The 12195-nt window shown below is 67.5% G+C and carries 11 protein-coding genes; 10 read left to right on the plus strand and 1 reads right to left on the minus strand.

Annotation, left to right across the window (positions count from 1 at the left end; translation table 11 throughout):
- The first annotated feature begins 56 nt into the window (after positions 1 to 56).
- The 3 genes from aroQ (at position 57) to accC (ending at position 2439) form a co-directional block, all read left to right on the plus strand.
- Positions 57 to 509 (plus strand): type II 3-dehydroquinate dehydratase, encoded by a 453-nt coding sequence (gene aroQ, locus ABFA30_RS23195; RefSeq protein WP_070090423.1) that lies wholly within the window; start codon positions 57 to 59, stop codon positions 507 to 509.
- 98 nt (positions 510 to 607) lie between these two features.
- Positions 608 to 1075, plus strand: a complete 468-nt coding sequence (gene accB / locus ABFA30_RS23200) for an acetyl-CoA carboxylase biotin carboxyl carrier protein (RefSeq protein ID WP_225790505.1) — start codon at positions 608 to 610, stop codon at positions 1073 to 1075.
- A 17-nt stretch (positions 1076 to 1092) separates the two neighbouring features.
- Positions 1093 to 2439, plus strand: a complete 1347-nt coding sequence (accC, locus tag ABFA30_RS23205; RefSeq protein WP_225790506.1) for an acetyl-CoA carboxylase biotin carboxylase subunit — start codon at positions 1093 to 1095, stop codon at positions 2437 to 2439.
- A gap of 83 nt (positions 2440 to 2522) precedes the next feature.
- Here accC and ABFA30_RS23210 read toward each other — a convergent pair whose 3' ends face one another.
- Positions 2523 to 4376: a sigma-54-dependent Fis family transcriptional regulator gene (locus tag ABFA30_RS23210; RefSeq protein ID WP_225790507.1), complete on the minus strand. Its 1854-nt coding sequence runs from the start codon at positions 4374 to 4376 to the stop codon at positions 2523 to 2525.
- Between the two features lie 279 nt (positions 4377 to 4655).
- Here ABFA30_RS23210 and ABFA30_RS23215 point away from each other — a divergent pair, with 279 nt between their 5' ends.
- From ABFA30_RS23215 to ABFA30_RS23245, 7 genes are all read left to right on the plus strand, one after another.
- Positions 4656 to 5711 carry an ATP-NAD kinase family protein gene (locus ABFA30_RS23215; protein WP_253081007.1) on the plus strand — a complete coding sequence of 352 codons (1056 nt, stop codon included), beginning with the start codon at positions 4656 to 4658 and terminating at the stop codon, positions 5709 to 5711.
- Between the two features lie 22 nt (positions 5712 to 5733).
- On the plus strand, positions 5734 to 6711 hold the full coding sequence (locus tag ABFA30_RS23220) for a thiamine pyrophosphate-dependent dehydrogenase E1 component subunit alpha (RefSeq protein WP_225790509.1): 978 nt from the start codon (positions 5734 to 5736) through the stop codon (positions 6709 to 6711).
- A gap of 33 nt (positions 6712 to 6744) precedes the next feature.
- A complete protein-coding gene (locus tag ABFA30_RS23225) occupies positions 6745 to 7767 on the plus strand; it encodes an alpha-ketoacid dehydrogenase subunit beta (protein ID WP_410046011.1) in 1023 nt (340 codons plus the stop codon).
- Positions 7764 to 8867, plus strand: coding sequence for an acetoin dehydrogenase dihydrolipoyllysine-residue acetyltransferase subunit (locus ABFA30_RS23230; RefSeq protein WP_410046012.1), 1104 nt, complete (start codon positions 7764 to 7766; stop codon positions 8865 to 8867). Before ABFA30_RS23225 ends, ABFA30_RS23230 begins: the two co-directional genes overlap by 4 nt.
- A 533-nt stretch (positions 8868 to 9400) precedes the next feature.
- On the plus strand, positions 9401 to 9706 hold the full coding sequence (locus tag ABFA30_RS23235; RefSeq protein WP_410046013.1) for a DUF3077 domain-containing protein: 306 nt from the start codon (positions 9401 to 9403) through the stop codon (positions 9704 to 9706).
- 143 nt (positions 9707 to 9849) lie between these two features.
- Positions 9850 to 10743, plus strand: a complete 894-nt coding sequence (prmA, locus tag ABFA30_RS23240; RefSeq protein ID WP_410046014.1) for a 50S ribosomal protein L11 methyltransferase — start codon at positions 9850 to 9852, stop codon at positions 10741 to 10743.
- A gap of 29 nt (positions 10744 to 10772) precedes the next feature.
- Positions 10773 to 12092: a DUF3426 domain-containing protein gene (locus ABFA30_RS23245; RefSeq protein ID WP_410046015.1), complete on the plus strand. Its 1320-nt coding sequence runs from the start codon at positions 10773 to 10775 to the stop codon at positions 12090 to 12092.
- The last annotated feature ends 103 nt before the right edge of the window (positions 12093 to 12195 follow it).

Consider the following 12195-nt stretch of genomic DNA (forward strand, 5'->3'; position numbering starts at 1 on the left):
TGCGGCATAGTCGCCGCGCTATGTCGTATTGCCCTACAAAATCAAGGAATCCGCAGATGGCGACCCTACTGGTGCTGCACGGCCCCAACCTCAACCTGCTCGGTACCCGCGAACCGGGCCACTACGGCGCCGTGACCCTGGCCCAGATCAACCAGGACCTGGAGCAGCGTGCCCGCGCCGCCGGTCACCACCTGCAATACCTGCAGAGCAATGCCGAGTACGAACTGATCGACCGCATCCACGCCGCCCGCAACGAAGGCGTGGACTTCATCCTGATCAATCCGGCGGCGTTCACCCACACCAGCGTCGCATTACGTGACGCATTGCTCGCGGTGAGCATCCCATTCATCGAAGTGCACCTCTCGAACGTGCACAAACGCGAACCGTTCCGTCATCACTCCTACTTCTCCGATGTCGCCGTAGGGGTGATCTGCGGCCTGGGCGCCACCGGCTACCGGTTGGCCCTGGAGTCTGCGCTGGAATACCTGGCTGCCAACGCACAGCCCTGATGACACAAGGCCTCGGCCCCTTCGGGCCGGGGTTTGGAAAAACGTTTTCGACACGTTTTCAATTACGTCCCCGACCGAACCTTGGGAGTTGATGATTAATGGATATCCGTAAAGTCAAGAAGCTGATCGAACTGCTGGAAGAGTCTGGCATCGACGAACTGGAGATCAAGGAAGGCGAAGAGTCCGTTCGCATCAGCCGTCACAGCAAGACCCCGGCCGGCCAGCAGTTCTTCGCCGCCCCGGCGCCGGTCGCCGCGCCCGTGGCCGCTGCCGTAGCCCCGGTTGCCGCCGCGCCGGTCGCCGAAGCCGCTGCCGCCGCACCGGCCCTCAAAGGCACCGTGGTTCGCTCGCCGATGGTCGGCACCTTCTACCGCAAGCCTTCGCCGACCTCGGCCAACTTCGCCGAAGTCGGTCAGACCGTGAAGAAAGGCGATACCCTGTGCATCGTCGAAGCCATGAAGATGATGAACCACATCGAAGCCGATGTCGGCGGTGTCATCGACGCCATCCTGGTGGAAGACGGTCAGCCGGTTGAGTTCGACCAGCCGCTGTTCACCATCGTTTGAACCGCGGAGAGCCTGCGATGTTGGAAAAAGTTCTGATCGCCAACCGCGGCGAAATTGCCCTGCGTATCCTGCGTGCCTGCAAGGAACTGGGTATCAAGACCGTCGCCGTACACTCCACGGCCGACCGCGAGCTGATGCACCTGGGCCTGGCTGACGAGTCCGTGTGCATCGGCCCGGCGTCGTCCCGCGAATCCTACCTGCACATCCCGGCGATCATCGCCGCTGCCGAAGTGACGGGCGCCACCGCCATCCACCCAGGCTACGGCTTCCTCGCCGAGAACGCCGACTTCGCCGAACAGGTGGAGAAATCCGGCTTCGCCTTCATCGGCCCGAAAGCCGACACCATCCGCCTGATGGGCGACAAGGTCTCGGCCAAGGACGCGATGATCAAGGCCGGCGTGCCGACCGTGCCGGGCTCCGACGGCCCGCTGCCGGAAGACGAGGAAACCGCGCTGGCGATCGCCCGCGAGGTAGGCTACCCGGTGATCATCAAGGCCGCCGGTGGCGGTGGTGGTCGCGGCATGCGCGTGGTGCACAAGGAAGAAGACCTGATCGCCGCGGCCAAGCTGACTCGCAACGAAGCCGGTGCCGCCTTCGGCAACCCGATGGTCTACCTGGAGAAGTTCCTGACCAACCCACGCCACGTGGAAGTCCAGGTGCTTTCCGACGGCCAGGGCAACGCCATCCACCTGGGCGACCGTGACTGCTCCCTGCAGCGCCGTCACCAGAAGGTGCTGGAAGAAGCCCCGGCCCCGGGCATCGACGAGGACGCCCGCCAGGAAGTGTTCGCCCGCTGCGTGCAGGCGTGCATCGAGATCGGCTACCGCGGTGCCGGTACCTTCGAGTTCCTGTACGAGAACGGTCGTTTCTACTTCATCGAGATGAACACCCGCGTTCAGGTCGAGCACCCGGTCTCGGAGATGGTCACCGGTATCGACATCGTCAAGGAGATGCTCAGCATCGCCGCTGGCAACAAGCTGTCGATCCGCCAGGAAGACGTGGTCATCCGTGGCCACTCGCTGGAGTGCCGGATCAACGCCGAGGACCCGAAGAAGTTCATCCCGAGCCCAGGTACCGTCAAGCACTTCCATGCTCCGGGCGGCAATGGCGTGCGTGTCGACTCGCACCTGTACAGCGGTTACTCGGTCCCGCCGAACTACGACTCGCTGATCGGCAAGCTGATCACCTACGGCAAGGACCGCGACGAAGCCATGGCGCGCATGCGCAATGCCCTGGACGAGATCGTGGTCGACGGCATCAAGACCAACATCCCGCTGCACCGTGACCTGGTGCGCGATGAAGGTTTCTGCAAAGGTGGCGTCAACATCCACTACCTCGAGCACAAACTGGCCAACCAGGAGTGATCGTGCGTGTGAGGTGACAGAACCCCGGCCTGGTGCCGGGGTTCTTTTTTAGCGGCAAGCGACAAGAAAAACCAGGCGGCCCCCTAACCCTTCATCCGGGGCATCTCGATCCGGTGCTCGTGGACCCGTCGATACAGGGTCGCCCGCGAGATTCCCAGGGCCCGTGCCGCCTCCGCCGGCTTCCAGCGATGGCGAATCAGGGCATCGAGCAAGGCTTGGCGTGCTGGGCTGGAGATTGCCGCTTCAGTGGAGGGCGCGTACCCACTACGCACCTCCTCGGGCAGATCCTCCAGCCCTACCTGGCCGCCCTCGCACACCGCGCAGGCATAGCGCAGCACTTGCCGCAACTGCCGCAGGTTGCCCGGCCAGCGATAGGTCAACAGCGCCTCCAGCGCCGCATCGGCCAGCACCACCTCGACGCCGCACGCCTCGGCCTCCTCCGCCAGCAACCGGTGGATCAGCCCCAGTCGGTCCTCCCGCTCGCGCAGCGGCGGTAATTCGAAACGTGCGTTGGCCAGGCGGAAATACAAGTCCTCGCGAAAGCGCCCTTCGGCCACCATCGCCGCCAGGTCGCGGTGGGTCGCGCAGATCACCTGGATATCCACCCGCTCACGGCGCGCCGCCCCCAACGGCGCTACCTCGCCCTCGGCCAGCACTCGCAGCAAGCGGGTCTGCAAGTTAAGCGGCATGTCGCCGATTTCATCGAGGAACAAGGTGCCGCCATCGGCCTGTTGCAGCAGCCCCTGCATGCCCTTGCTCGACGCACCGGTGAACGCACCGGCCACGTAGCCGAACAGTTCGCTCTCGATCAGGCTCTCGGGTATCGCCGCGCAGTTCAGGGTGACGAACGGCCCGTCGCGGCGCTGGCTCTGCTGGTGCAACTGGCGGGCGAAGACCTCCTTGCCGGCGCCGGTCTCGCCCAGTACCAGCACCGCCAGGTTGCAATCCTTCACCCGCGTGGCCAGGCGCAGGTGCTGTTCGATGCGCGCATCCTGGGCCTGGCGCGGCGGCACTGCCCGGCTACGCCGTTGCGGTGCGCTGACCCGCCCATAGAGGCCGCCCCAACCTGGCAGGCGTTGTGCCGAGGCATCGCTGGCGCGGCGCAGTTGGTCGAGGTCGAACACCTCGCCGATATGCGCGGGCAAGCGGCCATGCTGCGCGAGCAGGCGCTGGCGGGCCAGGCTGTTGATCGCCTGCAGGCGGCCGTCGGCATCCCAGGCCAGCAGGTAGTCCGGCTGGCTCTCCACGTAGCCCGGCGTGCCATGGGCGCGCATCACCCAATGGCCCTGGGCGCTGTGCATGAAGAAGGCGTTCTCGATCTCCCGTGCGGTCTGCTCCACCAACTGGCGGATCAGGTGCTGGCTGCGCCGGTCGTCGGGCGACTGCAGGGCGGAAACATCCACCACCCCGAGCAGTTCGCCATGGGGGTCGAACACCGGCGCCGCGGTGCAGGTCAAGCCGATGAAGGCGGCGCGAAAATGGTCGCGCTTGTGCACCGTGACCGGGGCCTTGCTGGTCAGCACCGCCGCCACCCCGCAGGTACCCTCCTCGCCCTCCGACCAGCAGGTGCCCAGGTACAGCCCGGCCTTGCGGCAGTCGTTGCGGATCGCCGACTCCACCCGATAGTCGATGGTGCGCCCCAGAGCGTCGGTGAGTAGCACGCAATAGTCGGCGCCGCGCACCCGCTCATGCAACCGCGCCACCGCATCGCTGGCGATGCGCAGGAACAGCTCGGCGCGTTCGCGGCATTCGTTGAGCAGTGTCTGGGAAAGGATGCGCGGGCCCTGCAAGGAGCCCGGGTCGAGGCGGTACAACTCCATGGAGCGGCGCCACGAGTCGAGGATCAGCGTCGGCACCGGGGCCTGGGGCAGGCGATCGGCGTTCTTCAGCACCCGGCTGACGCAATCGACATGGGCTCGGGAGTTCGCGGCAAGCATTGGGGCCCTCCGGTTCTCGTGTTCTTGTCGTTGTGCGGCCATTAAGCGCCTCCACGGATTGTCCGACAAGCGCCGCGTGATCACCGGTGCGCTTGAGACGCAGCGTCTCAGTGTCTCGCCGGCGCCCCCGCCCGGCTGGCACCCGGCGTCTCGCCTGGCACCGCCCAGGCTTCGCCTGCAACCCTGCCGGATCGCTCTGCCACGCGCCTTACAGGCAGCCCGGGCAAACCTGGCACCGCGCTTGCTCAAGCCCTGGCAAACAAGAAAACGAGGTGCGCCATGCCGCAACCCGCCCCGACCATCGGCATCATCGCCAACCCGGCGTCCGGTCGCGACCTGCGTCGCCTGACCGCCAATGCCGGGCTGTACTCCAGTACCGACAAGGCCTCGGCCATCCAGCGCCTGCTCGCGGCCTTCGGCGCCACCGGCATCGCCCGGGTGCTGCTGCCCACCGACATGACCGGTATCGCCGCCGCCGTGCTCAAGGCCAGCCTCGGCCCGCTGGCCCGTGACCAGCACTGGCCCACCCTGGAAGTCCTCGACCTGCCACTGACCCAGACCGTCGCCGACACCCGCCTGGCCACCCGCCAGATGGTCGAGCGCGGCGTGGCGATGATCGCCGTGCTCGGTGGCGACGGGACCCACAAGGCCGTGGCTGCCGAGGCTGGCGACGTGCCCTTGCTGACCTTGTCCACCGGCACCAACAACGCCTTTCCCGAACTGCGCGAGGCCACCAGCGCGGGCCTGGCCGGCGGCCTGCAGGCCAGCGGCCAGATCCCCGCCGGCATCGGCCTGCGCCGCAACAAGCGGCTGCTGGTGCGCGTGCCCGAACAGGGCCTGTGCGAGTGGGCGCTGGTGGAGGTCGCCGTGTCGCCCCAGCGCTTCATCGGTGCCCGCGCCCTCAGCCGCAGCGAAGACCTGGCCGAAGTCTTCGCCTGTTTCGCCGAACCCCATGCCATCGGCCTGTCGGCCCTGTGCGGGCTGTGGTGCCCGGTGTCGCGCCACGACCGGCACGGTGCCTGGGTACGTCTCGAGGCCGACAGCGCACAGGCCCTGCTCGCCCCGCTGGCCCCCGGCCTGCTGCAGGGCTGCGGCATCAGCGCCTCTGGCCCGCTCGAACCCGGCGTGGCCTACCCCCTGGCCCTGGCCTGCGGCACCTTGGCCCTGGACGGCGAACGGGAGATCGAGTTCGCCGAGCACGATACCCCGACCATCACCCTCGACCCCCACGGCCCCCTGACCGTGGATGTCGAGGCCGTGCTGGCCCATGCCGCCCGTCATCACCTGCTGGTCGTCCCCCGCGACCACCGGCGCCCCGCTGCACCCCCGTGTTGAGACAACCCTGGAGAACAACAAGATGTCCACTCACCTCAGTTCCGAGCAGTTGCTGCATGCCTATGAAGTGATGCGCACCATCCGCGCCTTCGAAGAACGCCTGCACGTCGAGTTCGCCACCGGCGAGATCCCCGGCTTCGTCCACCTGTATGCCGGCGAGGAAGCCTCCGCCGCCGGGGTCATGGCCCACCTGCGCGACAGCGACTGCATTGCCTCGACCCACCGCGGCCACGGCCACTGCATCGCCAAGGGCGTCGACGTGTACGGCATGATGGCCGAGATCTACGGCAAGAAGACCGGCGTGTGCGGCGGCAAGGGTGGCTCCATGCACATCGCCGACCTGGAGAAGGGCATGCTCGGTGCCAACGGCATCGTCGGTGCCGGCGCCCCCTTGGTGGCCGGCGCCGCCCTGGCCGCCAAGATCAAGGGCCGCGACGATGTGTCGGTGGCCTTCTTCGGCGACGGAGCCTCCAACGAAGGCGCGGTGTTCGAGGCGATGAACCTGGCCTCGATCATGAACCTGCCGTGCATCTTCGTCGCCGAGAACAACGGCTACGCCGAGGCCACGGCCTCGACCTGGTCGGTGGCGTGCGATCACATCGCCGACCGCGCCGCCGGCTTCGGCATGCCTGGCGTGACCATCGACGGCTTCGACTTCTTCGCCGTGCACGAGGCCGCTGGCGCCGCCATCGAGCGCGCCCGCGCCGGGCAAGGGCCGTCGCTGATCGAGGTCAAGCTCAGCCGCTACTACGGCCACTTCGAAGGCGACGCCCAGACCTACCGGGCCCCGGACGAGGTGAAGAACCTGCGTGAAAGCCGAGACTGCCTGCTGCAGTTTCGCCACAAGACCACCCACGCCGGCCTGCTGACCCTCGACCAGCTCGATGCCATCGACGCCCGTGTCGAGGCCCTGATCGACGACGCCGTGCGCCGCGCCAAGTCCGACCCCAAGCCGCAGCCCGCCGACCTGCTCAGCGACGTCTACGTCGCCTACCCCTGAGCCCGCCCGACAAGAACAAGCAGGAGAACCACCATGGCAAGAAAGATCAGCTACCAGCAGGCCATCAACGAGGCGCTGGCCCAGGAAATGCGCCGTGACAGCACGGTATTCATCATTGGCGAGGACGTGGCCGGCGGCGCCGGTGCGCCAGGCGAGGACGATGCCTGGGGCGGCGTGCTGGGCGTGACCAAGGGGCTGTACCACCAGTTCCCCGGCCGGGTACTGGATGCACCGCTGTCGGAGATCGGCTACGTGGGGGCCGCCGTCGGCGCCGCGACCCAGGGCCTGCGCCCGGTGTGCGAACTGATGTTCGTCGACTTCGCCGGTTGCTGCCTGGACCAGATCCTCAATCAAGCAGCCAAGTTCCGCTACATGTTCGGCGGCAAGGCCGTGACCCCGCTGGTGCTGCGCACCATGTACGGCGCCGGCCTGCGCGCGGCGGCCCAGCACTCGCAGATGCTCACCTCGCTGTGGACGCACATCCCAGGCCTGAAGGTGGTCTGCCCCTCCTCGCCATACGACGCCAAGGGGCTGCTGATCCAGGCGATCCGCGACAACGACCCGGTGATCTTCTGCGAGCACAAGCTGCTCTACGGCATGCAAGGCGAGGTCCCGGAAGAGGTCTACAGCGTGCCCTTCGGCGAAGCCAACTTCCTGCGCGATGGCGACGACGTGACCCTGGTGACCTACGGGCGGATGGTCCACGTGGCGCTGGAGGCGGCCAATAACCTGGCCCGCCAGGGCATCGACTGCGAAGTGCTGGACCTGCGCACCACCAGCCCGCTGGATGAAGACAGCATCCTCGAAAGCGTGGAGAAGACCGGCCGCCTGGTGGTGATCGACGAAGCCAACCCGCGCTGCTCCATGGCCACCGACATCAGCGCGCTGGTGGCGCAGAAGGCCTTCGGCACCCTCAAGGGGCCGATCGAGATGGTCACCGCACCGCATACCCCGGTGCCCTTCTCCGATGCCCTGGAAGACCTGTACATCCCTGACGCGGCGAAGATCGAGGCCGCCGTACACAAGGTGATCGAAGCCGCGAGGAGTGCCGCATGAGCCAGATCCATACGCTGACCATGCCCAAGTGGGGCCTGTCGATGACCGAGGGCCGGGTCGACACCTGGCTCAAGCAGGAAGGCGATGAAATCAACAAGGGCGACGAAGTGCTGGACGTCGAGACCGACAAGATCAGCAGCAGCGTCGAAGCCCCGTTCAGCGGCGTGCTGCGCCGCCAGGTGGCCAGGCCCGACGAGACCCTGCCGGTGGGCGCCCTGCTCGCCGTGGTGGTGGAGGGAGAGGCCCAGGAGTCCGAGATCGACGCCGTGGTGCAACGCTTCCAGGCCGAGTTCGTCGCCGAGGGCGGCGAGCAGGCCCAGGGGCCGGCCCCGCAGAAGGCCGAGGTCGGTGGCCGCCTGCTGCGCTGGTTCGTGCTGGGCGAAGGCGGCACGCCGCTGGTGCTGGTGCACGGGTTCGGTGGCGACCTCGACAACTGGCTGTTCAACCACCCGGCCCTGGCTGCCGAGCGCCGGGTCATCGCCCTCGACCTGCCTGGCCATGGCGAATCGGCCAAGGCCCTGCAACGGGGCGACCTGGATGAACTGAGCGAAACCGTGCTGGCCCTGCTCGATCACCTGGACATCCCCCGCGCCCATCTGGTCGGCCACTCCATGGGCGGTGCGGTGAGCCTGAACGTCGCGCGCCTGGCGCCGCAGCGGGTGGCCAGCCTGGGCCTGATCGCCAGCGCGGGGCTTGGCCAGGCGATCAACGGCCGGTACCTGCAAGGCTTCGTCGAGGCCGGCAACCGCAACGCGCTCAAGCCGCAGATGAGCCAACTGTTCGCCGACCCGGGGCTGGTGACCCGGCAAATGCTCGAGGACATGCTCAAGTTCAAGCGCCTGGAGGGCGTCGACACGGCCCTGCGCCAGTTGGCGGCGGCCATCGCCGACGGCGACCGCCAGCGCCACGACCTGCGCGGCGTGCTGGGCCAGTTGCCAGTGCTGGTGGTCTGGGGCAGCGAGGACGCGATCATCCCGGCCAGCCATGCCGAGGGGCTGGAGGCGGAGGTCGTGGTGATCCCGGGGGTGGGGCACATGGTGCAGATGGAAGCGGCGGAGCAGGTGAACCAACAGGTGCTGGCGTTCCTGCGCAAGCACTGAGTGTGCAGGGGGCCGCTGCGCGGCCCATTCGCGGGCAAGCCCGCTCCCACAGGTTCACCGCTGCCCGTGAGAGCGGCGCTGTGCCTGTGGGAAGATTACCCAGCCCATCGGGCTGCGCTGTCGCGCAGAGAGCAGGGACCGAATGGGCAACACAGCCTGTGTGGGAGCGGGCTTGCCCGCGAATGGGTCGCGAAGCGGCCCCAGCGATCTCAACCTTGTCAGACATTTCCGAACTTGGAACCAAACACTTCAGCCCACCACGTCTGGCGAACTATCCTACGCAACTGCCGGAAACCGCCGCATTGTTAGGGCAATACCCTGGGGATAACTTCACCGGGTCGTCACATTTGGCGACCGGGTGTGAGAAACCCGACCTGCACTGCTACGGCATCGCTTCATGGCAGCCATGCGCGGGCAGACTTCGGTCTGGCCGGGTTTCCAGTGCACCGGTTTTCTCACCCCGCGTACGGCTGCCACCTTTGTCCGTGAGAAAGATCCAGGTGGTCGCTCCTGCCACGCACTGGAGATCCATCATGAAGAAGACCGTCCCCGACCCGCCCCATCTTGCCCATCCCATCCCCCTCAACGACGCCCCTGCCCCGAAAGCCTGCTCGACCGCCGGCCGCGAAACCTTCATGGAGCTGTTCCGTATCCAACCCGGCGTCTCTCTCGAACATGCCCTCTGCGAGCTGTCGGTGCTGCTGGGTTGCATCCGCCACCTGTCCACCGAGGCGGAGATGGAAGGCGACCTGATCGCCGGCAGCGCCGCGCGGATTCTCAGCGGCTTCGCCAAGGCACTGATCGACGACATCGAGCGCGGGATGCACCGGCACCCCTGACCAGGTGCAGCCCTCCCGGCCGCGGCGCGGCCCATTGCCCGCGCCCGGCCAAACCGTCCTGCACAAACCCCACGCACTCAAGTAAACTGCCAGGCTTCGCGCAGCCCTGGGCTGCCCCTGTCGATTTACCAAAGGTGCCCGCCATGCCCTGGCTGCAAGTACGCCTGGCCATCAGCCCGGAACAAGCCGAAACCTACGAAGACGCCCTGCTCGAAGTCGGTGCCGTCTCGGTGACCTTCATGGACGCCGAGGACCAGCCCATTTTCGAACCGGACCTCAACACCACCCCGCTGTGGTCGCACACCCATCTGCTGGCCCTGTTCGAGGCCGATGCCGAGCCTGAGCAGGTGTTCGCCCACCTGCGCCTGCTGACCGGCGCCGAGCTGCCGGAGCACCACGCCGAGGTGATCGAGGACCAGGACTGGGAACGCAGCTGGATGGACAACTTCCAGCCCATGCGCTTCGGCCGCCGCCTGTGGATCGTCCCGAGCTGGCACGAGGCCCCGGAAAAGGACGCGGTGAACCTGCTCCTGGACCCGGGCCTGGCCTTCGGCACCGGCACCCACCCGACCACCGCCCTGTGCCTGGAGTGGCTCGACGGCCAGCAGCTCGAAGGCACCCAGGTGCTGGACTTCGGTTGCGGCTCGGGCATCCTGGCCATCGCCGCCCTGCTGCTGGGCGCCCGCGAGGCAGTGGGCACCGACATCGACGTGCAAGCCCTGGAGGCCTCGCGTGACAACGCCGGGCGCAATGGCATCGCCGACCAGCGGCTGGCCCTGTACCTGCCCGAACAGATGCCGGCCCTGCAGGCCGACGTGCTGGTCGCCAACATCCTCGCCGGCCCTCTGGTTTCGCTGGCCCCGCAGTTGTCCGGCCTGGTCCGCCCCGGTGGCCTGCTGGCGCTCTCCGGCATCCTCGCCGAACAAGGTGAGGAAGTGGCCGCCGCCTATGCCGCCGACTTCGAGCTCGACCCGATCGTCGAGCGCGACGGCTGGGTGCGCATCAGTGGTCGCCGCCGCCCGGCAGGCCTAGAATAAATCCCTGCACCAGCCCTCCGGATCGCCGCATGACCGACAGTTTCGTCACCCAGTGCCCGCATTGCCAGACCAGCTTTCGCGTCACTCACCACCAGTTGAGCGTGGCCCGTGGCGTGGTGCGCTGCGGCCACTGCCTGCAGGTGTTCAATGCCGCCAAGCAACTGTTGGAGCAGAACCGCGCCGCAGGCGCGCAAGCGGCTCCGGCCCCGGCCGCAGCGCCAGAGCCAACACCTGAGCCGGCGGCACAGCCGGCCAGCCAGCGCCCGGTCGTGGACCAGGAGGACTGGACCCTCACGGCGCAGGCGCTGGATGACCTCGACCTGGACCAGGAGCTGGCCCGCCTCGAACAACGCGATACCCCAGCCGAACGCCAGGAGGCCCCACGCGCCGAGGCCTTGCAGGCCCGCCGCGACGCCCCCGACGACGAAGCGCACAGCGACGCCCCCTTCGGCACCGCGACCGACGAGCAGCCCGACCTGCACCCTGTCGACGAGCCCGCCCCCGTACTGGTCGAACAGGAAGACCTCGACCTGGAGCCAGCACCGGGCGATCGCACCGAGCCGACCCTGGGCAGCAACCTGGACCTGGACGACGAAGAGCCCCACACCTTCACCCCGCTTTCCGACCCGCGGGGCGAACACTTGTCGACCGACGACGAAGTCCCGCAAATGGGGCTTTCGGCACTGGACGACGAGGAACGTGGCCTCCATCTGTCGGCGCACGACGACGATGACGATGCCCGCCACCTGCCCGACGAACGGCTGGAGCCGGGGCTGGCCGCCCGGCCCGAGCGCCCGACGCGCAAGGAGCCGTTGGTACACGTGGTCGACGACCCGTTGCAGCTCGACTGGCACAAGCCCCGCCCCAACTGGGCCAAGCGCCTGCTGTGGGGCGTGCTGACCCTGCTGGCCGCTGGCCTGCTGGCGTTCCAGTACGTCTGGTACCACTTCGACGAGATGGCCCGCCAGGACCAGTACCGCCCCTGGTTCCAGCAACTGTGCCCGCTGCTCGGCTGCCAGGTGCCGACCCGCGTGGACATCTCGCGGATCAAGAGCAGCAACCTGGTGGTGCGCAGCCACCCGGACTTCAAGGGTGCGCTGATCGTCGATGCGATCATCTACAACCGCGCGCCCTTCGCCCAGCCGTTCCCGCTGTTGGAGCTGCGTTTCGCCGACCTCAACGGCCAGCTCATCGCCAGCCGTCGCTTCAAGCCCAGCGAGTACCTCTCGGGCGAGTTGGCCGGGCGCGGCGAGATGCCCAGCCAGACCCCGATCCACATCGCCCTCGACATCCTCGACCCCGGCCCCAAGGCGGTGAACTACAGCCTCAGCTTCCGCTCCCCCGAATAAGCCGCAAGCTGCAAGAAAAAGCGCACCGAGCCTCGGCTTACGGTCTCTTGCAGCCCTCATAAGCGACGAGCTGCAGGCCTCGCGAGAAAGCGCACGGTGCTCC

The sequence above is a fragment of the Pseudomonas sp. HLMP genome (assembly GCF_046365545.1).
Taxonomy (GTDB): Bacteria; Pseudomonadota; Gammaproteobacteria; order Pseudomonadales; family Pseudomonadaceae; genus Aquipseudomonas; species Aquipseudomonas guariconensis_B.